The organism is Hoeflea sp. TYP-13, from assembly GCF_040932035.1.
Taxonomy (GTDB): Bacteria; Pseudomonadota; Alphaproteobacteria; order Rhizobiales; family Rhizobiaceae; genus Hoeflea_A.
Genome location: NZ_JBFRBB010000001.1, coordinates 646,651 through 672,228, shown reverse-complemented (window position 1 = coordinate 672,228; position 25,578 = coordinate 646,651). Strand labels below are relative to the sequence as shown.

Genomic DNA, 25,578 nt, shown 5'->3' with positions numbered 1-25,578 from the left:
TTTTGTCTTCTGATTTACCCGGATTGTGGTCCCAGCCCCAGCCACACCCACCGGCACTTTTCTAACTTCGCCTGTGCGCTTGTTTGCGCAGGCACGATACTCAATTTTGGTGCCTCAAACTTCAACAAAACACCCTGGAAAAGCAGCTGGTCGATAACGCATTGTGACAGGCTCTGCATGGTGTAACGGCAATTTCAGGTGATGCCGTCGCGAGCGGTCGTCGCGGACCGCAAGTTGCGCAGATACGGCCGTGTTAAATTCAGGCGTTCAAATCGGTTCCATCTATGCCGATTTAAAATCGGATTGAAAACGCGATGTTCGAATAAAGAATCAATTCAAACGGATCGCCGCGTTTGCGCGGATCCTGATTCATGTTTTTCAGGCGCGCGCGCTGACCCGGCGCCGGCATTCTGCACAAAATAGCCACAATTGTTTGACCGATCGTTCCAGACACCTATACTGGCGGCAGAGGAATGCCTATGCCGTGGGAAAAATCCTATAGTGATGCCGATGTGCTCGAGCGTGCGATGCGGGCGTTCTGGACGCGCGGCTACGAGGCGACGTCGATGAGCGACCTGGTCGCGGCGACCGGTATCAACCGCGGCAGTATCTATGCGGCCTACACCAACAAACACCGGCTCTTCATCGAGGCGTTGCGCCACTACGACCGGGTGCACCGGGCCGAATTCCTGACCCGTATCGGCGAGGAGAATTCACCAAGGGAAGCAATTCTCGCCGCCTTCGAAAGCGCGGCCCGCGGCACCGGCAGCGACGGCAGTCCGGCGGGATGCCTGCTCGTCAATACGGCGCTGGAGCTTTCACCGCACGATGAAGAGGTGCGCGACTTTGTCGACGCCGCCCTGCGCCAGGTGGAGGATTTTTTCTTCGACAATATCGAAGCCGCCCAGCGCGACGGCACTGTGAATAAAACCATCGACGCCCGGCCGGCGGCGCAGGCGCTGCTCGGCCTTTTTCTCGGGCTCAGGGTACTGACCCGGTCGAAGCCCCGGAGACAAGCCATCGACGCCATCACGTCCCAGGCCAGGACGATGCTGGAATAAAAAATTTGGCCAGTTTGGAACGATCGTTCAAAACAAGGAGGAAGACAATGAGCGTTTCCTATGTGGAAAGGGACCAGGCGGACGCAACGACGCTGGCGTTCTACGACCAGGCGGAAGAGCGCTTCCAGGCGCTGCTGAATATCTTCAAGGTGTTCGGCCACCAGCCGGAATACGGCAAGGTCTTTACCGATATGATCATGGCGATCCTGAAGGACGGCGTGATTGACTGGAAGACCAAGGAACTGCTGATCCTGAAAGCCACACAACGCAATGATTGCCAGTATTGCGTCGTCCAGCACGAGCGGGTCTCAAACATGCTCGGCATCGAAGACGACAAGATCGCCGCGCTTGACGGCGACACATACAAGACCAGCCCGCTTTTTACCGAGGGCGAGAAAGCGCTGCTGGATCTCACCGTGCAGATCGGCATCGATGCAAACCATGTTTCCGAAGAGCTTTGGGAGCGGCTGCACGCACACTGGAGCGAGCCGCAGATCGTCGACGCGGTTTTCGTGATCACGATCTATATCGCGGTGTCGAAATTCGGCGACGCGCTCGGTGTCGAACTCGAACCGATGTTCGACGGCGTGAAGCCGATCCTTCACATTGCCCACTAGCACCCGGCAAGCAGAAGCGGACGCGGTTTTATCCGCGCCCGCTCGAATGAGTATCCCTAATTGCAGCACCGCTTATCGTGCGGGCGTATAGACTTCAGCCACGGCCTGAGCCTTTTGGAGCGCTGTCACGCCCTGATCGCCTGAGAGCAGCACGGTCGTCTTGCTGGACTTGATGGCACCGCCGGAGCCAACCGCGAGCGAAAGAGCCGCCATGGCTTCGTCATCGGGCACATCGGCGACGATCATCAGATCGTAGTCGCCGAAGCAAAGCCATCCGCCGATCAGCCTGCCGCCGACGGCTTCGCAAGCCTGGCGTCCGACAGTTTCTACGCGGTTTTGCGGATTTTTGATCTGGGCGGCCCAGGATTCGGCAGTATAGGCAGCCTGATACATGTAGAGGGGCATGTTCATCCTCCTTTTATCGGCCGACCGGCTGGTGAGCGGCCGGCATTCGGATTATGGAACGTTACTGCACCAACAAACCCGCCATTGTACCAGAAAACACCCCTCGACGGGAGCCTGGTGGATGCGCAGATCCGGCCTTGGTTCACGTGGCTCCGGCGGAAAGCCCGTCGGCAAATTTCATCACGGCGTGGCGAAAGCACGCCCTGCTCGGGCTGCGCAGCGCCATCAAAGGCGTGCCCGCGCTCTTGCAACGGCGACGCAGCGCGGCGCGGTCTTTTCCGTTGAGCATATGAAGCGGACACAGAACGCAATCGGGTGCCGTGCGGAGGCCATCGCAGGACGCAGCCACGTCCAGCGTCGCGCCGAACCAATCGGCGATATCGATCAGACCTTCCGGCAGGTCACCGCCTGTGACATAAAGCAACGTTTTGCCCGCCAGCAGCGGCAACCTGTTGCTCCTTGCCGTTGCGACGCTGTGACAAAAGTCCCTGCGTAAATTCACCGAGGGAACTTGCGTCGCGGGTGCGGTGAACTGTTTTTCAGCCAGTCCGGCGTCGATTGCCAACGTACGGAAACCATCGTGCATGGATCACCTTGTCCTTGTCATCGAAATTTCGGGGTGAATTGCAGCGGGACGGTAAACGTCCAGCTCTTGCGCCCAGCGGCCGCCGGTATTTTCGGAAACGGCGCGGCCCTTTTGACCGCGGCGAGCGCGGCGGAATCCAGAATGGGCGAGCCGGAGCTGCGGGCAATGCCTGAAACGGTCACGCCGCCGCCGGCGCTGACGCTGAAGCGCACCAGCGCCGTGCCGCTCAGTTTTGCCGAGCGCGCCTTCTTGGGATAGCGCAGCGCGCGGCGCAGCTTGCGCCTGACCTTGCCCGGATAGTTCGAGACAGCGGCATTGCCGGCCGCACCCTTGTTGCCACGTTTCTTTTTGGTGCCGGCGGTTTTCTCCGCGCCGGACGTGCCGCCATCGGCACGTCCTTTCTTGGCGCTTTGGCTGCTGCGCCCCTTCCTGCCTTTTTTCCGGGCCTGTTTCTTTTTCGGCGGCTCAATCTTGGGCTCCAACGCCTTGACGATGGCCGCCGTTTCGACCGGTTTGATCTCTTCGCGCCATTTTTGCTCAACCTTTTGTGCCGGAATGGCTTCTGCCTTCTGGGCGGTCTCGGCCTTTGAATCCGTCGCCCGCTGTGCCTTTACCGGTTTATGAACCTCCGTCGTGGCTGCTGCGATGACCGGCAGAGCCGCAGCCTTTGCCTGCTCCATCACCACCCCAGCCTTCACTTCGGACGCGGCCGCCGGCCTGACAACGGGCGTGCGGACGGCTTCAACGGCCTCGACTATTTGCGGCGCGACGTGATCGATGTCCTCGCCGTCGGCGATCATGTCGGCCATTTCATTTCCGACAATGGCGATCTGCGCATTGGCGACGCCGGCTTCGCGTATCGGCTCCTCGGCGGTGCTCAGCCACATATCGACGGCGCCGTGGATGGTAAGCGACACGACAAGCGCCAGACAGAATTGCCACATACGCAAGGTCACTCGGCCTTCCTTTCAGTGATCACGGTTATCTTGCCGGCGCCGGCGGATTTCAGCCGGCCGATAACCTCGATAAGCCGGGTTGCCGGCAACCGCCCATCGGCAGCCAGTTTGACGACCGGACCGTCTTTTGCTGTGGTCGGTTCTGCCGGGGCTTCATCCGCGTCCGCAAAAAGACGTACCAGATAGGCCTCCGGCGTGGTGCTTTCCCCCTGATATCTTAAAATGCCCGCCTCGGTTACGAACAGCGCCCGCGGCGGCTCAACCGCCCGGGCGTCCGCCGCGCGGATAAGCTCCACATCGCTGTCCATTGGCGGCGCCAGCGTGCCGGCAATCAGGAAGAAGATCAGCATCAGGAAAACGATGTTGATGAGCGCGATTGTGTTTTCCGCGCGCGGTTTCGGAGCCGGGCGTTGAAGTCTCATCATCCGGCCACCGAAACGCTCAGCTTGCCGCTCTTGCCGATGCGCTCAAGCGCGTCGACCAGCATTTGCGACGACACGTCCGGACGCACGACAAGCACCGCAGTTGCAGCACCCGACAACTCCAATCGGATAAGCTCGTCCATCGCCGCGTCAGCGGTCATTGCGGCGCCGTTGACTTTCCAGGCCCCCTCGGCACCCAGCCGGATGAAAATGTCGGGAAGTTTCGCGATCGCCGCCGTTTGCCCGGCGCGGCCGGCTGCAATATCAACTTCGGCAAACCGGGTGAAGGTCGATGAAAGCATGAAAAAGAGCAAAAGCAGAAAGATAACGTCGATGAGCGAGGTCAGTGACAACCTGCGACGCCCTTTCAGGGTCTTGTCAATGTGCATGGCTCAGGCGCTCCGCCAGGCTGACGACCCGCTGCCGGGGCTCTTCTTCCAAGCCCAGCGACAGGATGTGCTGCTGGGACATCAGCTTTGTCGTCATCGTCTCGATCGCAACCCGCTCGTTTTCTATGCGGCTCTCGAACCAGGTCAGAACCAGCGAGACGGGCATGGCGACGGCAAGCCCGGCCGCCGTTGTCAGCAGCGCCACCCAGATGCCGCCGGCAAGAACAGACGGATCAACGGCATTGCCGGCGCTCTGCAGGGTCTGGAAGGCCTCGATCATGCCGAGAACCGTTCCGAACAAACCCAGCAGGGGCGCGATCTGCACAATGGCGTCGAGTGCGCGAAAGCCGCGCTGGAGACCGTAGAGGCGCGCAAGAGCAACCCGTCCAGCCTCCTCTTCTATGACGTCCTTGGGTACAAATCTGTCTGACCCGAGGCGCATGGCGACCGCCATCACCTCGGCCACGGCGGAGCGGTCGGTCTCCAATACCGAAAGCGCTTCGGCCGTGCTTCCGTGTGCCCACAACAATAACGCCTTGTGGACACGATCGCGTCTGCCGACGCGCTGGTAGAGGAACTGCGCGAGTTTCAGCAGGATGACCGCCAGCGCTATGACTGAAAGCCCGAGAAGAATGGCGACGACCGGCCCGCCGAGCTTCACGAGGGAAGCGGTCGTCGAAAACAGATTTTCCATTGCTATCGTCCTTTGTGCTCTTTAGCTGCCGAATTCGATCTGCTGCCTGGTCCGTGTTTCAAGACGGGTGAGACAGGCATGATCCGGGAGGTCGCCGCCTTCGCAAGACGCGCTGTCGTTGATCAGAACACGCCCGATTCCGTCGCAGCGCGTGGCCGCCAAATCGAATTGCCGTACCTGCGTCTTGCCGGTCGTTAGCGGGCTAAAATCCAAAATCATTAGCCGGTTTATTTTCTTGCTCTTATCGAAAAGAACGATTTCGAACGCGCCCTTTTCAAGGGAACTGTCAAAATTGTTCTTAATCAAAAAAGTCGCGAGACAACCTGTTTCGCTAACGGAAAGATTGTTAAGTTCCAAATATAGTTTCGGTTCCGAATCTGTGATTTGAGCTCTGACGGAACCGGGAGGCAATGTGCCCGCAGCAACAATGGAAATCATCAGGGCGGCCATAGCGTCTTTCATAATTCCCATTCCCCCGTTCAGTCCGCACCGCCACATCGGATTGCATTTCGGCCAAAGGCGCGGCGATGCGTGACCGCCGCGCAACAAGGCACATATGGCGCGCTTGAGGGTCCTCAAATCAGGACCAGCCGAACTGACGGGCAAGCGTGAATTTGAAGCTTCTGCCCTCCGCCGGATAGCCTTCCAGATATTCCTGGAACTGCTCATTGAAGATATTGTCGACGCGGAAACGGGCCTCCCAGCCGACCAGCATCCCGTCGACCGGAATCCAGTTAATGAACACATCGTGGACATCGAACGCGGCTGTGGTCGCGCGCGTATCGGTCTGGTTCTGCGCCGCAACGATGCGGCTTGTCCAACCGAAATCGATGCCCTTTTCGGGCATTTTATGGCCGACCGTCAGCGCCAGTTCATCCGGCGCCACGGTGTTCAGATAGCCGCCCGTGTCCTTGTTCTTGCCACGCACATGAGAGTATCCGGCATTCAGGTAAAACGGATCGGAATCGTAGAACAGTTCGATCTCGACGCCATAGATCTCGGCATTGCCGACATTCGTATAGCGCGGGATGCTGCCGAAATTGCTCTCGATCAGGTTCGTGACATCGTTGTAGAATCCCGTCGTTTTGAACTGCAGGGCATCGCCATCGGAAATCAGGTCATAGGCGGAAGCGGCAAATCCGATCTCGTAATTGTTGGATTTCTCAGGCTCGAGGTCGAGATGGAAACCTGTGTTGCCGCCGCTGCTGTCATAAACCTCGTCGAGCGTCGGCAGTCTCTCGGTATGGGCAATGGAGCCAAAGACGGCAAAATCGTCGGTGATTTTATAGAGCGCCGCGATCTTGGGCGAAAATCCAATGTGGTCCTTGTCTGGCGTGCCCGCAGGGATGACCGAATTTTCCTGCGGCGAAAGGTTCTGATAATCGAGCCTCGTTCCGGTGATGATCGTCAGTCTTTCATCCCAGATGAATTCGTTCTGCACAAAAAAGCCGCTCTGGAAATCCGTGCCTTCGGCGTGGCTGGAGGAATCCGACCCGTCCCTCGTGCGCTTCTGGTAGGCCGTCTGGTTGCCGATAGTCAGAAAATTCTCAAAATTGTCGCCGATGTGCTCGAACGTGTTGTCGACGTTGAACTGGTAGGTTTCGTAGCCGTAATCGGAGTTGTAGAAGGACGAGCCGCCATCTTGCGTCTGTTCGTTGTAGGTGTCGGAATAGGACGTCTGAATGTTGAGATCCAGCCAGGGATTGTCCGAGGCTTCATTCTGATAGGCAATGATGGCCGTCTTATCCGTTACGACGCGCTTGTCCAGATCACCGAAAGAGGACGAACCGCCGTTGATCTGATTGAACTCCTGATCGGTGGCCGTTGCGGTGTATTGCTGGTAGGACAGCCGTATCTGCTGCTCCATATTCTCGCCGAAGGTGAATGTGCCCTTGGCAAGGCCGTTGGGTGAATCGAGCTCGAGACCGGTGACCTCGGTGCCGTCTCCAGTCGTATAATTGCCGCCCGTGCGGTAGTTGCCCGCAAGCAATATTTCGGCATTGTCATTGAAACGGTGCGCCAGAATGGACGCGCCCAGCGCACTGTCGCTGTTGGTCGCGTAGGATCCCTTGATGCGCAGGACAGTGTTCAAATCGCCGGTCAGAAAATCGGATGCGTCCTTTGTGGTGAAGTTGATGACCCCGCCAAGAGCGCCCGATCCGTAAAGGGTGGAGGATGCCGGTCCGCGCAGGATTTCCACCTGCTTGTAAAGTTCAGGGTCGGTGAACAGGCCGCCCATGCGGTACTGCTCGAAATATTTGTTGACGCCGTCGACATTGATGATGATGCGCCCTTCTTCACCGGCGGTCTCCGATCCGCCGATACCACGCACATTGAAACCTTGTCCGAAGGCGCTGGCACCACCCGTCGCGTTGACGCCGGCAACGTTCTTGACCAGATCGGTGATTTCCGTCGCCTGGTCGCTGTCGATTTCCGATTGGTCGATGACAGTGACGGACTGGGGCGTGTCGATTGCCACCTTGTCAACACCTGCACCAACAACGAGGCGGTCGAGAGCCGTCACCCGGCCCTTCTTTTCGTCCTGATTGACAACCTGCTCTCCCGTCTGATCGGTGGCGTCCTGCGCCCGTACCCCCTGCATGCCGGTTGACAGGATAAATGCAGCGCCTCCCAACAAAAGCGCCGCCCTGCAGCCAACCAAACCCATCTTCTTTTCTCCGTTTATTTCATCAGAGCTGGCTGGCCGAAATGCTTGCTGGCTAATGTGTGGATATTTGCCGGAAAAACTGCTCAATAAAACTTGACAATTATTATCCGGTATTGCACTCACTAATAAATATGATAATTGATGTCAAGTTAATAAACGCACCTTTTTCCACTGCTCCGGCTGCAAATTAGGATCAGGCAAGTTTTTGACAAAGAAAGGTAAATTCCCGTGTCGGAACAATCGCCCGGAAATAAATCCGCTGCTCCCGCGCGCGCCAAAGCCAAGGAGGACGCTGTCAAAACCCTGAAGAGCCAGGACCTCTTCAATGGCGCAAAGGAGCTGGGAATTGATCACCACGGCGCACTCTACAGGCTGAAAATCACCCGTCAGGGCAAACTCATTTTGAACAAGTAGGAAGTGGCATGAACGATCACTCGACCCCAGTTGTTCCATTGTCGATTAACGCACAATCCATTCGCACAGCGCGCGAGGAAAATCCAAAGATGCGCGAGCGCGAGCTGGCCGTCATGCTCGGCATTTCGGAGGCTGAATATGTCGCCGCCTGTTGTGGTATTTCGGCGACCCGCATCGAGCCCCGGGTCAATGATGTGCTCAATGGCCTTGAAGCCCTGGGTGAGGTTATGGCGCTGACCCGCAACGACAGCGCGGTCCATGAAAAGATCGGCGTATATGACAAGGTCCACACGAGCGAGCGCGGGGCAATTGTGCTTGGCGAAGATATCGACCTGCGTATCTTCCACAAGAACTGGGTGCACGGATTTGCCGTCGAAAAACGCGACGGCGAGAGTGTCAACCGCAGTCTGCAGTTCTTCGATGCCAGTGGCGAGGCCGTGCACAAGATCCATCTGCGGCCATCTTCCGACGTTGCCGCCTATGAACAGCTCGTCGCGGCTCTTCGAAGCGAAAACCAGTGTGACAATATCTCAGTCGAAAACAAAAAGGCTGAAGCAGAGGCCGACACTACACTCAGCGAGGAAGGCGTGTCGGACATGCGCGACAAATGGGCCGCCATGACCGACGTTCACCAATTCGTCGGCATCCTGCGCAAGTTCGGCCTGACGCGCCATCAGGCGATCAGCGCTATAGACGATGAATTTGCCTGGCGGCTCGACGACAGTGCGCTTGTTGCGATGCTCAATCTCGCTGTCGGCGAGGAAATCCCGATCATGTGTTTCGTCGGCAGCACCGGCGTGATCCAGATCCATACGGGCCCGGTCAGGGAAATCAAACCGATGGGGCCATGGATCAATATCCTCGATCCGAAGTTTCACCTGCATCTGCGTCTCGATCACATCGCTGAATTGTGGGCCGTGCGCAAGCCGAACCGGGATGGCCACGTCACCTCACTGGAAGCCTATGACAGCAACAAGAAACTGATCATCCAGTTCTTCGGCAAGCGCCAGGAGGGCACTGATGAACGCCCGGATTGGCGGCTTTTGATGGAGAACCTGCCGAAGCTGCCCGGCCATGTCGCCGCGTGAACGTGCATTGAAGCATTGAGGAATTTGCAATGATCACCCCATCGATCGCACGCGCCGCCTGTTTCCTGGCTATCCTGGGGACTGCGGAAATCGCTCATGCGGAAAGCGACGCCAAAAACATTGTCGCCATCGGCGGCTCGGTGACGGAAATCGTCTATGCGCTCGGTGAAGAAGACCGGTTGATTGCGCGCGACACGACAAGCGTCTTTCCCGCCGAGGCAACCAAACTGCCCGATGTCGGTTATATCCGCGCGCTCTCGCCGGAGGGCGTCCTGTCAATCAATCCCGATATGATTCTTGCGCTTGAAGGTTCAGGACCGCCAGAGGCATTCGAAGTGCTCAAGAAAGCGAGCGTTCCGGTCGTCACTATTCCTGAAAGCTATGACAGGGCCGGTATTGTGGCCAAGATCAGGGCTGTCGGCGGCGCGCTTGGCGTCGATGGCAAGGCCGCGGCGCTTGCCGCAAGGGTCGAAGACGATGTCCGCACAGCACAGAAGCTGGCCGCAAAAAAGGCCGACGCCAAGCGCGTGCTCTTTGTCCTCAGCCTGAACGGCGGACGCGTCATGGCCGCGGGCGCCCGGACTGGTGCCGCGGCGATCATCGAAATGGCCGGCGGGGAAAATGCCGTATCGAACATCGACGGCTACAAGCAGATTACCGATGAAGCGGTGATTGCCGCCGCGCCCGATATCATCCTGATGATGACACGCACGGGCAATCATCCGCTCGACGAAGAAACGGTTTTTGCGCACCCGGCACTCGCCGCCACGCCCGCCGCAGAAAACCGCGCCATTGTGCAGATGGGTGGTCAGTATCTACTCGGCTTCGGACCACGCACGGCTGAAGCCATTCGCGACCTTTCAATCGCGTTCAACGGCGATACCCAATGACAATGATGCAGCATACGGTGACTGCCGACGCACCGGCCTTGCGAAACAACCGGGCCGAGGGCGACCGTTCGCATCGGGCACGCCTTTCCATTGTGGTCCTGGTATTCGTGCTTGCCGGCACGGCTATTCTCAGCCTTGCAACAGGCGCGTCCGATGCTTCCGTTGCCGCCGTCATCAGGACATGGCTGGCACAACTATCGGGCAGTGACGCCGAATTGAGCGCCCGGGACAGCATCATCATTCACGATATCCGGTTTCCGCGCATGGTACTCGGCGTTTTGATCGGCGCCAGCCTTGCCGTGTGCGGCGCGACCATGCAGGGCCTCTTTCGCAATCCGCTTGCCGACCCCGGCATTGTCGGTGTTTCATCGGGCGCGGGCCTGGGAGCGGTACTGATGATCGTGCTCGGTTCGACTGCGTTGGGGCCCCTCACCGTCCATCTCGGCATATACGCCCTGCCACTGGCCGCTTTTTTCGGCGGGCTTGTCACAACCTTTCTTTTGTACCGGGTTTCAACGCGGCACGGCCGCACCTCGGTCGCGACAATGCTGCTTGCTGGCATTGCGCTTGCGGCGCTCGCAGGAGCGGCGACCGGTATTCTTGTCTATGTGGCCGATGATCAGCAGCTTCGTGACCTCACCTTCTGGGGAATGGGCTCCATCGCGGGCGCCACCTGGAGCAAGGTGCTGGCAGCAGGCCCGATCATCCTGCTTGCACTTCTTGCAGGCCCTTTGCTCGCAGGCGGGCTCAACGCCATGACGCTGGGTGAAGCGACGGCGCGGCACATGGGCCTGCCCGTTCAGCGCTTCAAGGCGACGGCCATTGTCGTTGTAGCTGCGGCAACCGGAGCAGCAGTGGCGGTCAGCGGCGGTATCGGTTTTGTCGGCATAGTCGTGCCGCATCTCCTGCGTCTTCTGATCGGCCCGGATCACCGCTACCTCCTGCCGGCGTCCGCACTGCTCGGCGCAAGCCTTCTTCTTGCGGCCGATGCCTTGGCGCGCACAATCGTTGCGCCTGCCGAGCTTCCCATCGGCATCATCACCGCGGTTGTCGGCGCTCCGTTCTTCCTGTGGATCCTGCTCAGCCGCCGCGGCGTGCTGGATCTCTAACCGACGGGAGCTTCGCGTGATTGAGATAAACGAGGCAGCGATCCGCATCGGCGCAAAGCAGATCGTCACCGATGCGAGTTTCTATGCCGCGCCAGGGGAAATCACGACGATTATCGGCCCCAACGGCAGCGGCAAGACGACACTGCTCAGAGCCGTTTCGGGCGACCTTTCCTATACCGGCTCCATTCGTCTGCACGGGCGGCAAATTCGGGATCTGCAGGTCTGGGAAATGGCAACAATGCGGGCCGTTCTGCCACAGAGTTCGAACCTTGCCTTTCCCTTCACCGTTCGCGAAGTGGTCCGCTTCGGCCTGACCACCGGGCGTTCCGGTATACCGGGCGCACGGGCAACGGACCTCGTCGAGGAAGCGCTGAACAGGGTCGACCTTTGCGGATTTGCCGGCCGTTTCTATCAGGAACTGTCGGGCGGCGAACAACAGCGGGTGCAGCTGGCCCGGGTGCTGTGCCAGGTCTGGGATCCGCAAATCGACGATGTGCCACGCTACCTTTTTCTGGATGAACCGATTTCCAGTCTCGATATCCGCCACCAGCTAACAATTATGGACATAGCGCGGGACTATGCACGGCGCGGTGGCGGCGTGCTTGCGGTCCTGCATGATCTCAATCTTACGGCCATGTACTCGGACCGGGTGCTGGTCATGCAGCGCGGCCAATGCAGGGGTTTTGGCGCACCACGCGACGTGATCGAGAACCGGCTTTTGCAAAGCGTCTTTGAATGCAATCTGCGTGTCGGCGCCGTACCGTCCGGTAATGGCGCATTTGTTTTGCCGCAATCGGCGATGTAATCCGTTTTTGCTGATACCGCGGCTTTGCGTTGAATCATCAACGCCAGTGATGAATTCACCAAGGTTGCCTTCTTGGGCACAATGGCCTTTTATCTATGCTTTTAGGGATAGACCGCAAGCGGACAGTTCGTGGTTTCAAAAAAAGTATAGCTCGGATTTTAATTTGAAAAACGGTAAGTTAGAGCTCTATCAAGACCTCAAGAGACGCATATTGACACTGGAACTTGAGCCGGGAGCCGACCTCGACGAAACCCAGTTGAGCCAGGAATACGGAATTTCCCGTACGCCCCTGCGCGATGTGTTCCGGCATCTTTCCGGCGAAGGTTATCTGTCTATCGAGAGCAACCGGGGCGCATGCGTATCACCGCTTTCGCACAAGACCCTGCGGGATTTTTTCCTTGCCGCACCGATGATCTATGCCGCGACCGGAAGGCTGGCTGCACGCAATGCAACATACGAGCAGATAGAAGAACTCGCACAATCCGCACTCCATTTCGACGAGGCTCTGGATGCCGGCTCTACCGACGAACTGTCGCTTCACAACAACCGATTTCACCAGCTGATCGGCATCCTGGCCGATAATGAGTTTCTGTTGCCGAGCCATAACCGGCTGCTGATTGACCACGCGCGGATTTCCCAAACCTTCTACCGCGCTGACGATCCGGCGCTCAAGACGATGCTGATCAGGGCCAGCAGCCAGCATCACGAAATGGTGGAAGCCATCCGCAATCGCGACGAAGACCGCTCGGAAGCCCTTGTCTATGAACACTGGGCACTGTCGCGGGAATTCATCGAACCGGAAATCACCCCGGCAAGCCTTACCATCGGGCTGTGAGACCTACGATTTTCAGATTTCCCGGCCGAGCGCCTTAAGACGCGCGTGAAGGTCAGAAGCCAGTTCCATGCCCTCCTGCAGCGCAAAGACATAGGCGTGCACCAAATAGAAACAGGCCTGTTCTGTATCACCGGCCTGTTCAGCCAGTTCGCCGGCCTCGAGATAAAGCTCTGCAATCCTGCGGCCATTTTCTTCGCGGTGGGCGGCAATCAACGCGGCATCCAGGTCATCGCGGTCCACGGCTATCCACCTGTTATTCAGTGCTCGTCCGCATCGACAAACTGGCTTGCGACCCAGTGGTGGAACAGATGCGTCGGGCTGTCCATGACCGGCGAGAACCTGCCGCCGTCGAACTTTGCACCGTGGCGCCCCTTTTGCATGCCCTCGACGACAAAAATGTCTTCCTCAAAAACCGTCTTCCAAAGCGCCGTATTGGCAGCCCGCATATCAGCCCATTTTTTGCTGATGATTTCCTCAGACGCGTAGTAGATCTCGACAAGCTCGACAGTCTTTTCATGCGTCACCGGCTGCAGGATGATGGCAAAGGCATGATCGCGGTGAACGCCCAAAAGCACGTTGGGGAACAGCGCAATATATTCGGCGCCGGCGTCCCATTTCTCGCCCAGTCCGGCAAAATCTGAAAACCGGTCTCCGCTTTCGTTGATCATCGGCCGATAGACGAGCGTGCCCTGCCCCGAGTAATGGCCGGGCTCTTCGATATGGTAGTGATCTTCCAGGCGCGAGTAGCTGTTGAGCCCCGGATGCACCCAGGGCAGATGGTAGCTTTCGCAATAGTTCTCGACAGCCAGTTTCCAGTTGCTGTCGAGTTCGAGCCGTATGGAGCTGTCGCTGCCGGAATGATACAGCGGCTGCTCGAATTCGGCCCAGCGGGCCTTAATGTCCGCTGCATAGTCGTCAAATGCCGGTGCATCGCCCGACAGATTGACGAATATGATGTCGCGCCAAATGTGGGAACGGATTTCAACGAGCCCGAGCGTGCTGCGATCGACATCGTCATGGACGTTGTTGCCCGGGCCACCGACATGCGGCGTCGTCTTGAGCGCACCATCGTGGTCGTAGCACCAGGAATGATACGGACACCGTATGGCACCGCGCAGCCGGGTTTTTTCCTCCACCAGGATCATGCCGCGATGGCGGCAGGTATTCTGGAAGACCCGCGTTTTGCCGTCACGGCCGTGGACGATTAGCAGAGGCTGTCCGAGAAAGTCCACCGGCTGGGCATCGCCCGGTTCCGCAACATCCTTGGCAAAGCCGAGCGCCGCCCAGTTTCGAAAGAACACGGCCGATTTCTCACTGCCGAACAGATCGCGGTCGACATAATATTCGTTGGGAAGCCCTTGCGCGCCGCCGACCGGACGCATGACCTTGTCGAGTTTTGCCTGTTGAACCGAGCGCATCGCATCCTCCCTGCCGCGGTAGTTCCAATCGAAAATTCATGGCGCAAAGCGATGGGGGTTTTCAATTCGGATTAGTTTCGCTCCAAGGTGAGCTCAATTCAAGTGAAATTGCGTCAGGCGGCTTCCACCAGCCAGTCGCGGACCAGCGCAACCGGGGCATCGGGCGTTTTGCGGCTATTCCAAGTCAGGTAAAACGCGCCGGGGGCGGGAATGCAAAGATCACCGAACTGTACGAGCCGGCCGGTGGAAAGATAGGAGCTGATCAACCGGGTCCATCCAAGGACGACGCCGGCGCCTTCTTCCGCCGCTTGCAGGGCAATGCTGTAGTTGTTGAATTTCGGTCCACCGATGCGCTGAACATCAACGCCGCCCAGCGCAAACCATTCACGCCAGCTCATCCAGCCGGTATCGACCGCTTCCAGCTGCAACAGAGGCAGAGTCAGAAGGTCCGGACGATTTCGGACGGTGTGTGTTCTGGCAAATTCGGGACTGCATACCGGCCCGACCGTGTCCGTGAACAGCTCAACCGCCGTTTCGCCTTCCCAGTTTCCATTTCCATAGCGCACGACCAGATCCACGTCGGAACGGTCGAGATCGAAGAGCCGATCGGAGACCCGGTGGTTGATGCGCAATTCGGGATGTGCCTGCCACAGCCTCCCGATCCTCGGCATCAGCCAAAGGCTTGCAACGGCAGTGGACGTGCCGATCGTGATCGTCGGACTGTCCGAACCCGAGCCGATTTTCTCAAGAACCGATGCCGTCTGGCTGAATGAGCTGGCGAGGACTGCGTAGAGCTCCCCTCCTGCTTCCGTGAGTTCTACACCGCGATGAACCCGCTTGAAAAGCACCGTGCCGATCTCGGTTTCCAACGCTTTTATCTGATGACTGACCGCACCCGGCGTCACGTTGAGTTCGGCGGCGGCCTGCTTGAAACTCAAATGGCGCGCCGAGGCCTCGAATACGGCGAGCGTCGTCAGCGAAGGCAGCCCGTAATAGCGTTTGCTCACAATGTCCCCCGCATGCGTGGAAGCGGTCAGGTTGCTGATTTCGCCGGGCTGCGTCAATGCAAAAGTGCGACGCTATATGTTCAGATTGCCCCGCCGTGCTGGTCGCGGGTCACCAGCCGGAAACTGTTTGCCGGATGCACCAGCCGCACATGGGTCACGGCCTGATCGGAAAGCCAGGTGGTGCGTTCGATTATGAAGACCGGCTCGTTCTCAGAAAGGCCGAGCTGCTCCTGTTCCCCGGCGAGAGGCTGGGCGGCGCGGAATACATGCTCCGCATTGGTGTAGGGAATTTCGCGCAGCAGCCACTCATTCGGGCTGAGCGTGTCGAACGGCTCGTTGCGGGCCTGCGGAACGGTGTTGATGTCGATCCAGCGATCCTCAAGCTGGTAAGGCTCGCCATCGGCAAAATGCAGGCTGAGCACGTGCAGGACGGCTTCGTCACCCGAAAGCTTCATTTCCGCTTTCACCTTTTGAGGCGGCGTCACTTCCTCGCGGTTGATCAGCAGATATTTGTAGTTGCCGCCGCGCTGCTCGATCTCGTGACGAACAATAGGAATCTGGAATACGGCGTCGCGTGTCATGCGCTGGACAACGCGCGTGCCGGCCTTGCGGCGGCGCTCAAGCAGGCCGGAATCGGCCAGCGCCTGCATGGCGCGGTTGACGGTGACACGCGTACAGCCGAACTCCCGGGCAAGGTCGGCTTCGGCGGGAACAAGGGCACCGGGCTGCCATTCGCCGCTCTTGATGCGGTCCAGCAGAATGTTGTGAATGTCCTTGTAGGAGCGCATCGTCAGTCGTCTTCCGGTCAGATCTGATCCATCAGTTCGCCAAGCACCTTGCGATACCAGCGTTCCACCGAATCGCGCTTTATATGATGCCCATTTTTCACGCAGTGTCGCCCCGCGGACCAGACATCGCTGACAACCCCATCGTCAGCGGCAAAGATCCACCCGTCCAGCAACTGGTATTCCTTCAACCCGCAAAACGCCATATCACCGGCGTCGATCGCGACAATGTCGGCCAGTCGGCCTTTTTCGATCACACCGCTGTTGCGCCCGAGCGCACGGGCGCTGCCGATAGCTGCTTTCATATATAGATTTTCGCCGGTTGACGCGCTGCTCGCCAGGACATTGCGTGCCTTGTGTTTCAGACGCTGGCTGTATTCCAGCTGACGCAGTTCCTCCGCCAGCGAAATGCGGATGTTGGAGTCCGAGCCGACGCCAAAATGCCCGCCATCGGCAAAAAAGGCCTGTGCATTGAAGATGCCATCGCCGAGATTGGCCTCGGTGATCGGGCAAAGTCCGGCGACCGCTCCCGATTTCGCCAGGCCGCTGGTTTCCGCCGCGTTCATCTGCGTTGCATGGATGAGACACCAGCGCTGATTGACGCCGGCATTGTCCAGCAGCCATTCGACCGGGCGCGCACCAAGCCAGGCTTCCACATCCTCGACTTCGCGCACTTGCTCAGCGGCGTGGATGTGAACCGGTCCGTCGGCAAACAGGTTTTCTATTTCCTTGAGCTGTTCCGGATCGGTGGCGCGCAAGGAATGGGGCGCGACACCCATGGCGCTGTCTGTGTGGAGATTGCGTAATCCGGCACGCGCAGCCTCGTGCAGTTTCACGAACCGTTCAAGATCGCAGCCGAAACGCTGCTGGCCGCCCTTGAGCGGCTGTTTGTCCGCGCCGCCATAGGTGTAAAGAACCGGCAGGTGCGTAAGGCCGATCCCGGTTTCCTTCACCGCCGCAAAAATGCGCTCTGAAAGTTCTGCAATATTGTCATAGGTTCCACCGCCCGGACGGTGATGGACATAGTGGAATTCGCCAACAGCCGCGTAACCAGCTTCCTGCATCTCGACATAGACCAGTGCTGCAATGGCCTCGATCTGATCAGGCGTCAGAACGTCAAGGAAGCGGTACATCAATGTGCGCCAGCTCCAGAAGTCGTCGTGACGGGCCGAACGGTATTCCGTCATGCCTGCCATGGCGCGCTGAAAGGCATGGCTGTGCAGGTTCGACGGTGCCGGCAACAGGAACTTTGCGCCGAGCTTTTCGTCCTGCGCCTCGGCTGCGCTATCTTTGGATACACTGGCGATGTGACCAGTGTCATCGACAACGATGCGGACATTGCTGGCCCATCCCTCGGGGAGCAGGGCGCGTTCGGCAAAAAGCGTGGTCATAGTCGTTCCAATATCGTTGACATAATTTTATTATGAATATACATAATCACGATTGCAAGCGAAAGCCGAAAGAAATTCACCCATGGCCGAATTTGTCCTGACAAATGCAACAATCGCAACGATGGCTGGCGGAACACCTGCCTATGGGCTTGTGGAACATGGTGCGCTGGCCGTCGAAGACGACAAGATAGCCTGGGTGGGTCCGGCTGGCGAATTACCGGCGCAATTTCGGCAGCTGGAGGCAGAAGATATGGAGGAGCGTTTGATTACGCCTGCCCTCATCGACTGTCACACCCATATCGTTGCAGGCGGAAACAGGGCGCGTGAATTCGAAATGCGCCTCGAAGGTGCCTCCTACGAGGAAATAGCGCGCGCCGGCGGCGGCATCATTTCGACTGTTTCGGCAACGCGTGAGGCAAGCGAAGAAAGACTGCTCGCATCCGCTCTCAACCGTGTCGATCATCTGCTTGCCGAGGGCGTTTCGACAATCGAGATCAAATCCGGCTACGGGCTCGATGTCGACACCGAACTGCGGATGCTGAAGACGGCCCGGTTGGTTGCCGCCGAGCGGAACGTTCGCGTGCGCGCCAGCTTTCTCGGCGCCCATGCGGTTCCGCCCGAATATAAGGGCCAGCCGGACGCCTATATCGACGAGGTCTGCATTCCCGCCCTCGAGGCGGCCAATGAGCAAGGCCTTGTCGACGCCGTCGACGGGTTTTGCGAAGGCATTGCCTTTACGCCGGCGCAGATCGAGCGTGTGTTTGAAAAGGCAAGCGCGCTTGGGCTTCCGGTCAAGCTGCACGCCGAGCAGCTTTCCAATCTCGGCGGGGCGGAATTAGCTGCGCGCTTCAACGCACTTTCGGCAGATCATCTCGAATATCTCGACGAGACAGGCGTTGCGGCGATGAAAGCCGCCGGCTGCGTTGCCGTGATGCTTCCGGGCGCCTTTTATACGCTGCGCGAAACACAAAAGCCGCCGATAGATCTTTTCCGCAAGCACGGTGTCGGCATGGCGGTCGCGACGGATTGCAATCCGGGCTCCTCTCCCGTCACATCACTGCTCTTGTCGATGAACATGGCCTGCACGCTTTTCCGCATGACGCCGGAAGAGGCGCTGGCAGGCGCAACGCGGGAAGCCGCCCGCGCACTCGGATTGACCAATAGCGGAACGATCGAACCGGGAAAACGCTCCGAGCTTGCCGTCTGGAACGTCGCTCACCCGGCGGAACTTTCCTACCGCATCGGTTATAATCCGCTGGCCAAGCGTATTGTGGGAGACCTGTCATGAGTGCCGTCGTCCTGCAGCCCGGAAACATGTCGCTGCATCAACTTGAAGACATCTACTGGAACAAGGCACAGGTCGCCGTCGACCCGGCATGCCGCGCCGCGGTCGATACTGCGTCCGCGCTGATCGAATCGGTCGCAGGCAGCGACGAGCCGATCTATGGGGTCAATACGGGTTTCGGCAAGCTGGCAAGTGTCAAGATCGCACCCCGGCATACCGCCACGTTGCAGCGCAACCTCATTCGGTCGCACTGCTGCGGTGTCGGACCGGCGATACCCGAGCGCATTGTCCGCCTCATGATGATCCTCAAGCTCCTGTCGCTGTGCCGCGGCGCATCCGGTGTGCGCTGGGAGCTGATTGCTCTCGTCGAGCAGATGCTGGAGCGCAAGGTTACGCCTATCATTCCGGCACAAGGGTCGGTTGGCGCATCGGGCGATCTGGCCCCCCTCGCCCACATGACTGCGGTCGTTATCGGCGAAGGCGAGGCCGAATTCGGCGGCGAGATCATGTCCGGCCGCGCGGCGCTCGAAGCCGCTGGGCTTGCACCGATAGCGCTCGGCCCGAAAGAGGGCCTCGCTTTCATCAACGGCACCCAGTTTTCTACCGCCTATGCGCTGGCCGAGCTTTTTGAAGCCTGGCGTTGTGCTGAAAATGCCCTTCTGGTGAGTGCATTGTCGACAGATGCCATCATGGGCTCGACCGCGCCGACGCGACCGGAAATCCACACGCTGCGCGGCCATCGCGGCCAGATCGAGGCGGCGGCGGCCATCCGTCACCTGATGGACGGCTCTGAAATCCGCGAAAGCCATCGCGAAGGCGATACGCGCGTGCAGGACCCCTACTGCATCCGCTGCCAGCCGCAGGTGACCGGCGCATGTCTCGACCTTCTGCGTCAGGCAGGCACCACCCTGGAGATCGAGGCAAACGCGGTCACCGACAACCCGCTGGTCATCACCGATACGGGCGACGTGATTTCGGGCGGCAATTTCCACGCCGAACCGACGGCATTTGCGGCCGACCAGATTGCACTGGCGATTGCCGAGATCGGCGCCATCTCGCAGCGGCGTATCGCGCTGATGGTCGATCCGACGCTGAGCTTCGATCTGCCGCCGTTTTTGACACCGGAGCCAGGCCTGAATTCGGGGCTGATGATTGCGGAAGTGACCAGTGCGGCGCTGATGAGCGAAAACAAGCAGCGTGCAAATCCCTGCTCGACCGACAGTACGCCGACAAGCGCCAATCAGGAGGACCATGTCTCCATGGCGGCCCATGGCGCGCGTCGGCTTGCCGATATGAACGATAATCTCGGACGCATCCTCGGCATCGAGCTTCTGTGCGCCGCGCAGGGTGTCGAATTCCGTGCTCCGCTGAAAACCAGCGCGCCACTGCAGAATGCGATCGACGGATTGCGCCAGGAGGTCGAAGCGCTGGGTGACGACCGCTACCTCGCCGGTGATCTGGAAAGCGCCGCTGTACTTGTGCGAAACCGCACATTGGTCGATCGATGCGGCATCGATCTTGTCGCGCCGCTCGGAACGGAGGCAGCCTGATGGAACCGGTTGACGTTGTCCGGGGCGACAGCCCCGTTATCCTGGGACTACCGCATACCGGCCTTCATGTGCCTGATGACATCTGGGCAAAGCTCAACGAAACCGGCCGGGCGCTGACCGATACCGACTGGAACATCCACCGCCTTTACAAGAACTTGCTGCCAGGCGCGACCACCGTGCGGGCGACCTTCCACCGTTACGTCATCGACGCCAATCGCGATCCGTCGGGCAAGAGCCTTTATCCGGGACAGAACACGACAACGCTGTGCCCGCTCATCGATTTCGACGATAATCCGCTTTATCGCGAAGGCATGGAGCCGGACAACGCGGAGATCGAAGCACGGCGCAAGGCATTTCATGCGCCCTATCACGCGGCAATGACCGCGGAAATCGAGCGGGTGCGCGAAAAACACGGCATTGCCGTTTTATACGATTGCCACTCTATCCGTTCCGTCGTGCCATTCCTTTTTGAAGGAACGCTTCCCGATTTCAATATAGGCGACAATGGCGGCACGACTTGCGCGCCCGAAATAACAAGAATTGTGGCTGATATCTGCGGCAATGCGGAAGGCTATACAAGCGTCCTCAATGGCCGCTTCAAGGGCGGCTGGACAACCCGTCACTATGGTCAGCCGCAAACCGGCGTCCATGCGATCCAGATGGAACTGGCGCAAAGGACCCATCTGGAAACGGAAGCCCATCCCTACGATCTCGATACGGAAAAATCGGGCCGCCTGAGGAAGCCTCTTGGCGATGTCCTTTCAGGCATCGAGCGCTGGGCGCTGGAAGCGGCAGAAGGGAAGGATTGATATGCGCGTTCTCGCCACATTGATCGTGCTTTTCGTCAGCATCCCGGCCCTGGCCGAGGAACGCCGGCTATCCGGCAAGGAAATCGCCTCCCTGCTTCCCGAAATCACCGCGTCGATCGGTTCGATCAAGCAGACCTTTGCCGCCGATGGCGGAACGGTTTTTACGCAAGACGGGCGGGTCAGCAACGGCCGATGGCGGGTACGGGGCGATTTTTACTGCTCCACCTGGCCGCCGTCAGGCGCGTGGCGCTGCTACGAAGTCCATTTCGAAAAGAGCGAGAGCGAAAGCCCCGATCGCATTATCTGGGTTGACGCCCAGCTAGGCGACAAAACGATCAATTTCATCATGCCGAAAGCACAGTGATTGCAAGGAACAAGACAATGAGTGACCCGCGGCACAATATTCGCGACATCTACCCGCCGACAGGCCCCGAAATCAGCGCAAAATCCTGGCTGACCGAAGCGCCGATGCGCATGCTGATGAACAATCTGCATCCCGATGTGGCAGAAAACCCCCATGAACTGACCGTTTACGGCGGCATCGGCCGCGCAGCGCGCAACTGGGATGCCTTCGACAAGATCGTCGCCAGCCTGAAGACGCTGGAAGACAACGAGACCCTGCTGGTGCAGTCGGGCAAGCCGGTCGGCATTTTCCGCACCCATGCGGATGCCCCGCGCGTGCTGATCGCCAACTCGAACCTCGTGCCGCACTGGGCCAACTGGGACCATTTCAACGAGCTCGATAAGAAGGGCCTGATGATGTACGGCCAGATGACGGCCGGTTCGTGGATCTATATCGGCAGCCAGGGCATCGTCCAGGGCACCTATGAGACATTCGCCGAGGCCGGCCGCCAGCACTACGGCGGCAATCTGAAAGGCAAGTGGATCCTGACCGGCGGGCTCGGCGGCATGGGTGGCGCACAGCCGCTCGCCGCGACCATGGCCGGGGCATGCATGCTTGCCGTCGAGTGCGATCCTGACCGGATCGACTTCCGGCTGCGTACCCGTTATCTCGATGAAAAGACCGAGACGTTGGACGAGGCGCTTGCAATGATCGAGCGCTGGACGGCAGCTGGCCAAGCTAAATCGGTCGGTCTGCTCGGCAATACGGCTGACATTGTTCCCGAACTCGTGCGCCGCGGCATACGGCCGGACATGGTCACGGATCAGACATCCGCCCATGACCCGGTCAACGGCTATCTGCCGCTCGGATGGACCCTTGCCGAATGGAACGAAAAGCGCGAGAGCGATCCGAAGGCAGTGGAAGCGGCCGCACGGGCATCGATGAAAATCCATGTCGCGGCCATGGTCGACTTCTGCAACATGGATGTTCCGACGCTCGACTACGGCAACAATATACGCCAGGTCGCCTTCGACGAAGGCCTCGAGGATGCGTTCGCATTTCCGGGTTTCGTGCCGGCCTATATCAGGCCGCTGTTTTGCCGTGGCGTGGGACCGTTCCGCTGGGCGGCCCTGTCAGGCGATCCGGAGGACATCTACCGCACCGACGAGAAGGTCAAGGAACTGATCCCGGACGATAAGCACCTGCACAACTGGCTCGACATGGCCCGCGAGCGCATCGCCTTCCAGGGCCTTCCCGCCCGCATCTGCTGGGTCGGGCTCGGACAGCGCCACCGCCTCGGCCTCGCCTTCAACGAGATGGTCAAGAGCGGCGAGTTGAAAGCGCCGGTCGTCATCGGCCGCGACCATCTCGATTCCGGTTCAGTCGCCTCGCCCAACCGCGAGACAGAAGCCATGAAGGACGGCTCCGACGCCGTATCCGACTGGCCGCTGCTGAACGCGCTGTTAAACTGCGCCTCGGGTGCCACCTGGGTCAGCCTGCATCACGGGGGCGGCGTTGGCATGGGCTTTTCGCAGCATTCCGGCATGGTGATCTGCTGTGACGGAACCGACGAGGCTTCCGAGCGCATCGGCCGGGTTTTGTGGAACGATCCGGCGACCGGCGTCATGCGCCACGCCGATGCGGGCTACGACATCGCCATCGAATGCGCCCGCGAAAACGGCCTGCGCCTGCCGGGGATCCTCGGCAACTAGATCTTTGCCGACCGCCAGGTAACGGGACGGATCGTCCGTCCCGTTTCTACGCTATACCCTACCGGGGCTAAATTCACATGGTCAGTTCGCGTCTGGTCTCCGACGGCAGTTCACCAAAATGGCGGCGATAGTGATTTGAGAACCGGCTCCAGTCCCAAAAGCCGTGCTCGGCAGCGATATCGCCGATGCTGAGGTGAAAACAGTCGGGATTGACCAATTGACGTCTGACCTGATGGAGCCGGAAAATACGAAGGTATCCAAGCGGTCCGACCTGCGCATTCTCGGAAAATGCGTTCTCGACGGACCGCCGCGACGCCCGCACCGACTTTGTGAACGCGGCGGTGCTGCTGAACCGCTTCCAGTCGGAAATGAGCAGCGGGCGGCATTCCTGAAACCGCTCGTAGGATTTCGCGGCGGTGAATTCGTTGGCGGTCGGCGGGCCGCTCCATTCCAATGTGAGCTTTGCGACGATACTGGCCACCAGTGCCCGCCCGATCAAGTCACGGGACGCCTCGGTCCTGGCCTGAGACGCGCTTTCGAGAGCTGAAACGGCATCTTCGCGGAGTCTTTGCGCAAGCCGCGGTGCATGCAGCATCTCCACATGGTTCGTCAAACCGTCCATCCAATCAGCAATTTTCGAAGCCAATCCGGGATGCCCAAGCAGCAATTCGCGCCTGATGATGATCGCCATGATAGCACCGTCAACAGGACTGAATACATGAAGGTGGCCGTCCGGAGGCAGGATGAACACATTGTCGCCTGTCATTTCCATGCCATTGACGCGAAAGCACCGGCGATTGCTCAACAATATCCCGATGCTGAAATTACCAGGAGATCCGCTGACCTCCTGTTCCAGCGCCTGATTGCAATATTCCATGTGGATTGCGACATCTTTGCCGAAGAAGCCGGAAAGGAAGCGACCGCTGAATGCACCGGGAGTCAGTTGGAGATAGGACTGATCGTGTCCGACAAGCTGTTCGGCCTGCTGATCAAAATCAGTGAATATCCGGTCCGCAATCGCCTCATGTTTTGCGCTAATGTCACAAGAAGGGAACCAACGCGCAGATATTGTTGCATTTTTCATCATTCAAACTCCCGCCTGCGCTTCGTTTTGCGCTTAACGGTATCGGCCACATCCTCGCTAAGATGAGGCTAGAACAAATCCAACCAGGTACCAAGGGAGAATGAAATGCTGAAAGTGATTGCGACAGCTGCACTCATCTTCACCGCAGGCGTGGCACAGGCGCAGGACCGCTGGATGTCGATCCCGCAACCCGCCGCAATGCCGGCTGCGACACAAAGCGGCACAGCGCCCGTAAACGGGATTGAGATGTACTACGCCACATACGGAAGCGATGACGGCACGCCGATCCTGATGATCCACGGAGGGCTGGCGCATGCGGACATCTGGAGCGCGCAGATCGCCGACCTGATGAAGGATCATACCGTGATCGTCGCGGACACGCGCGGCCATGGGCGATCCTCAAATGACGGCAGTGCTTATTCCTACGGATTGCTTGCCGCTGATTACATGGCGCTGATGGATCATCTGGGTGTCGACAAGGTGCATCTGGTCGGCTGGTCCGACGGAGCGAATATCGGCTATTCGATATCGCAAACCAACCCGGAGCGTCTGGCAAGCCACTTTGCCCATGCGGGCAACGTAACACTGGATGGCATCGATCCGTCGGTTGAAACGAATGAAGTGTTTGGCGGCTATGTGGGTATGATGGCTGCGGATTTTGCAAAGATGTCGCCGACACCCGATGGCTTTGACAATTTCCTGAAGGGTGTTTCCACCATGTGGGCAACAGAGAAACCCGGAGGTGCCGATGCATTGAAATCGGTTTCGGTACCGACTCTGGTCGTGCAAAGCGAGTTTGACGAGGCAATATTGATGGACCACTCAAAAATGATTGCCGAGCTCATTCCATCCGCCGATCTGCTGGTTCTGGAGGACACCAGTCACTTCGCATCGTTCCAGGCCCCCGGTGAATACACAGCAGCCATTCGAGCCTTTATCGACCGGTAGCAAGGCGCACCGGTTCCGCACCCAGTTCGGGCTGCAAGGGATCGGTAACAGATATTCAGATGAGATGTGAACTGGCGCGCGGGCCTGATATGACGGGCCCGTGTGGCAGAAAAAGCCCGTTTACAGCAAAAAAAGATCCGTCAATTCCGATGCACACCCGTTGCGTCTTAAAGGCCGCTTCAGGCCCCTCACACCATTATTTTCAAACAAACCTTGATCTCTAACCGGTATTTGCCAGGTTTTATTGAAAGTCTTTTTGCGCCCGAGATGGTTTTTTTTCCGCTCAGAAAGGTAGGATGGATCAGAC

Annotated in this window: 29 protein-coding genes; 15 read left to right on the top strand and 14 right to left on the bottom strand. The window is 58.8% G+C overall.

Annotation, left to right across the window (positions count from 1 at the left end):
* Window positions 1-473 precede the first annotated feature (473 nt).
* Together ABVT35_RS03080 and ABVT35_RS03075 are read left to right on the top strand one after the other, a co-directional pair.
* Window positions 474-1,061, top strand: coding sequence for a TetR/AcrR family transcriptional regulator (locus ABVT35_RS03080; protein ID WP_368464808.1), 588 nt, complete (start codon window positions 474-476; stop codon window positions 1,059-1,061).
* A 47-nt stretch (window positions 1,062-1,108) separates the two neighbouring features.
* Window positions 1,109-1,678 (top strand): carboxymuconolactone decarboxylase family protein, encoded by a 570-nt coding sequence (locus ABVT35_RS03075; RefSeq protein WP_368464807.1) that lies wholly within the window; start codon window positions 1,109-1,111, stop codon window positions 1,676-1,678.
* A gap of 72 nt (window positions 1,679-1,750) precedes the next feature.
* On the opposite strand, the gene ABVT35_RS03070 is transcribed toward ABVT35_RS03075, so the two are convergent.
* From ABVT35_RS03070 to ABVT35_RS03035, 8 genes are all read right to left on the bottom strand, one after another.
* Window positions 1,751-2,083 carry a GYD domain-containing protein gene (locus tag ABVT35_RS03070; protein ID WP_368464806.1) on the bottom strand — a complete coding sequence of 111 codons (333 nt, stop codon included), beginning with the start codon at window positions 2,081-2,083 and terminating at the stop codon, window positions 1,751-1,753.
* Between the two features lie 142 nt (window positions 2,084-2,225).
* Complete coding sequence (locus ABVT35_RS03065) at window positions 2,226-2,531, bottom strand: hypothetical protein (protein ID WP_368464805.1); 306 nt, start codon at window positions 2,529-2,531, stop codon at window positions 2,226-2,228.
* Window positions 2,532-2,686: 155 nt separating this feature from the next.
* On the bottom strand, window positions 2,687-3,625 hold the full coding sequence (locus tag ABVT35_RS03060; protein WP_368464804.1) for a cell envelope integrity protein TolA: 939 nt from the start codon (window positions 3,623-3,625) through the stop codon (window positions 2,687-2,689).
* Window positions 3,622-4,050 carry an ExbD/TolR family protein gene (locus ABVT35_RS03055; RefSeq protein ID WP_368464803.1) on the bottom strand — a complete coding sequence of 143 codons (429 nt, stop codon included), beginning with the start codon at window positions 4,048-4,050 and terminating at the stop codon, window positions 3,622-3,624. The genes ABVT35_RS03060 and ABVT35_RS03055 overlap by 4 nt, the downstream gene beginning before the upstream one ends.
* Window positions 4,047-4,436 carry a biopolymer transporter ExbD gene (locus ABVT35_RS03050; RefSeq protein ID WP_368464802.1) on the bottom strand — a complete coding sequence of 130 codons (390 nt, stop codon included), beginning with the start codon at window positions 4,434-4,436 and terminating at the stop codon, window positions 4,047-4,049. The genes ABVT35_RS03055 and ABVT35_RS03050 overlap by 4 nt, the downstream gene beginning before the upstream one ends.
* Entirely contained in the window at window positions 4,426-5,130 is a 705-nt protein-coding gene (locus ABVT35_RS03045; RefSeq protein ID WP_368464801.1) for a MotA/TolQ/ExbB proton channel family protein, read from the bottom strand. The genes ABVT35_RS03050 and ABVT35_RS03045 overlap by 11 nt, the downstream gene beginning before the upstream one ends.
* Window positions 5,131-5,151: 21 nt before the next feature.
* Window positions 5,152-5,592 (bottom strand): hypothetical protein, encoded by a 441-nt coding sequence (locus tag ABVT35_RS03040; RefSeq protein WP_368464800.1) that lies wholly within the window; start codon window positions 5,590-5,592, stop codon window positions 5,152-5,154.
* A 118-nt stretch (window positions 5,593-5,710) separates the two neighbouring features.
* Complete coding sequence (locus tag ABVT35_RS03035; protein ID WP_368464799.1) at window positions 5,711-7,798, bottom strand: TonB-dependent receptor; 2,088 nt, start codon at window positions 7,796-7,798, stop codon at window positions 5,711-5,713.
* Window positions 7,799-8,026: 228 nt separating this feature from the next.
* Here ABVT35_RS03035 and hemP point away from each other — a divergent pair, with 228 nt between their 5' ends.
* The 6 genes from hemP (at window position 8,027) to ABVT35_RS03005 (ending at window position 12,939) form a co-directional block, all read left to right on the top strand.
* On the top strand, window positions 8,027-8,212 hold the full coding sequence (gene hemP / locus ABVT35_RS03030; protein ID WP_368464798.1) for a hemin uptake protein HemP: 186 nt from the start codon (window positions 8,027-8,029) through the stop codon (window positions 8,210-8,212).
* Window positions 8,213-8,220: 8 nt separating this feature from the next.
* Entirely contained in the window at window positions 8,221-9,300 is a 1,080-nt protein-coding gene (locus tag ABVT35_RS03025) for a hemin-degrading factor (protein WP_368464797.1), read from the top strand.
* Window positions 9,301-9,329: 29 nt separating this feature from the next.
* Window positions 9,330-10,190 carry a hemin ABC transporter substrate-binding protein gene (locus ABVT35_RS03020; protein ID WP_368464796.1) on the top strand — a complete coding sequence of 287 codons (861 nt, stop codon included), beginning with the start codon at window positions 9,330-9,332 and terminating at the stop codon, window positions 10,188-10,190.
* Between the two features lie 5 nt (window positions 10,191-10,195).
* Window positions 10,196-11,299: a FecCD family ABC transporter permease gene (locus tag ABVT35_RS03015; RefSeq protein WP_368466261.1), complete on the top strand. Its 1,104-nt coding sequence runs from the start codon at window positions 10,196-10,198 to the stop codon at window positions 11,297-11,299.
* A 16-nt stretch (window positions 11,300-11,315) separates the two neighbouring features.
* Entirely contained in the window at window positions 11,316-12,104 is a 789-nt protein-coding gene (locus ABVT35_RS03010) for a heme ABC transporter ATP-binding protein (protein ID WP_368464795.1), read from the top strand.
* Between the two features lie 163 nt (window positions 12,105-12,267).
* Complete coding sequence (locus tag ABVT35_RS03005; protein WP_368464794.1) at window positions 12,268-12,939, top strand: GntR family transcriptional regulator; 672 nt, start codon at window positions 12,268-12,270, stop codon at window positions 12,937-12,939.
* Window positions 12,940-12,951: 12 nt separating this feature from the next.
* Here ABVT35_RS03005 and ABVT35_RS03000 read toward each other — a convergent pair whose 3' ends face one another.
* The 5 genes from ABVT35_RS03000 to ABVT35_RS02980 all read right to left on the bottom strand — a co-directional run bounded on the left by ABVT35_RS03000 (window position 12,952) and on the right by ABVT35_RS02980 (window position 17,540).
* Window positions 12,952-13,179 (bottom strand): hypothetical protein, encoded by a 228-nt coding sequence (locus tag ABVT35_RS03000; protein ID WP_368464793.1) that lies wholly within the window; start codon window positions 13,177-13,179, stop codon window positions 12,952-12,954.
* Between the two features lie 17 nt (window positions 13,180-13,196).
* Window positions 13,197-14,357, bottom strand: a complete 1,161-nt coding sequence (locus ABVT35_RS02995; protein WP_368464792.1) for an aromatic ring-hydroxylating dioxygenase subunit alpha — start codon at window positions 14,355-14,357, stop codon at window positions 13,197-13,199.
* 113 nt (window positions 14,358-14,470) lie between these two features.
* The gene (locus ABVT35_RS02990; protein ID WP_368464791.1) at window positions 14,471-15,364 is read right to left on the bottom strand and encodes a LysR substrate-binding domain-containing protein; all 894 of its coding nucleotides are present in this window, start codon (window positions 15,362-15,364) and stop codon (window positions 14,471-14,473) included.
* 80 nt (window positions 15,365-15,444) lie between these two features.
* Window positions 15,445-16,152 (bottom strand): UTRA domain-containing protein, encoded by a 708-nt coding sequence (locus tag ABVT35_RS02985; RefSeq protein WP_368464790.1) that lies wholly within the window; start codon window positions 16,150-16,152, stop codon window positions 15,445-15,447.
* Window positions 16,153-16,169: 17 nt separating this feature from the next.
* Complete coding sequence (locus tag ABVT35_RS02980; RefSeq protein ID WP_368464789.1) at window positions 16,170-17,540, bottom strand: formimidoylglutamate deiminase; 1,371 nt, start codon at window positions 17,538-17,540, stop codon at window positions 16,170-16,172.
* Window positions 17,541-17,622: 82 nt separating this feature from the next.
* On the opposite strand from ABVT35_RS02980, the gene hutI reads away from it, so the two are divergent.
* Genes hutI through hutU form a run of 5 tightly spaced genes read left to right on the top strand, consistent with a single transcriptional unit; the run spans window position 17,623 to window position 23,239 of the window.
* A complete protein-coding gene (gene hutI, locus ABVT35_RS02975) occupies window positions 17,623-18,828 on the top strand; it encodes an imidazolonepropionase (RefSeq protein ID WP_368464788.1) in 1,206 nt (401 codons plus the stop codon).
* A complete protein-coding gene (hutH, locus tag ABVT35_RS02970) occupies window positions 18,825-20,375 on the top strand; it encodes a histidine ammonia-lyase (RefSeq protein WP_368464787.1) in 1,551 nt (516 codons plus the stop codon). Before hutI ends, hutH begins: the two co-directional genes overlap by 4 nt.
* Window positions 20,375-21,184: an N-formylglutamate deformylase gene (gene hutG, locus ABVT35_RS02965; protein ID WP_368464786.1), complete on the top strand. Its 810-nt coding sequence runs from the start codon at window positions 20,375-20,377 to the stop codon at window positions 21,182-21,184. Before hutH ends, hutG begins: the two co-directional genes overlap by 1 nt.
* Window position 21,185: 1 nt before the next feature.
* Window positions 21,186-21,548, top strand: a complete 363-nt coding sequence (locus ABVT35_RS02960) for a hypothetical protein (RefSeq protein ID WP_368464785.1) — start codon at window positions 21,186-21,188, stop codon at window positions 21,546-21,548.
* A gap of 17 nt (window positions 21,549-21,565) precedes the next feature.
* Window positions 21,566-23,239, top strand: a complete 1,674-nt coding sequence (gene hutU / locus ABVT35_RS02955; RefSeq protein ID WP_368464784.1) for a urocanate hydratase — start codon at window positions 21,566-21,568, stop codon at window positions 23,237-23,239.
* Window positions 23,240-23,312: 73 nt separating this feature from the next.
* On the opposite strand, the gene ABVT35_RS02950 is transcribed toward hutU, so the two are convergent.
* Window positions 23,313-23,930: a helix-turn-helix domain-containing protein gene (locus ABVT35_RS02950; protein WP_368464783.1), complete on the bottom strand. Its 618-nt coding sequence runs from the start codon at window positions 23,928-23,930 to the stop codon at window positions 23,313-23,315.
* A gap of 27 nt (window positions 23,931-23,957) precedes the next feature.
* On the opposite strand from ABVT35_RS02950, the gene ABVT35_RS02945 reads away from it, so the two are divergent.
* Both ABVT35_RS02945 and ABVT35_RS02940 read left to right on the top strand, forming a co-directional pair.
* Window positions 23,958-24,389: a hypothetical protein gene (locus ABVT35_RS02945; protein ID WP_368464782.1), complete on the top strand. Its 432-nt coding sequence runs from the start codon at window positions 23,958-23,960 to the stop codon at window positions 24,387-24,389.
* Between the two features lie 39 nt (window positions 24,390-24,428).
* Window positions 24,429-25,271 (top strand): alpha/beta fold hydrolase, encoded by an 843-nt coding sequence (locus ABVT35_RS02940; RefSeq protein WP_368464781.1) that lies wholly within the window; start codon window positions 24,429-24,431, stop codon window positions 25,269-25,271.
* The last annotated feature ends 307 nt before the right edge of the window (window positions 25,272-25,578 follow it).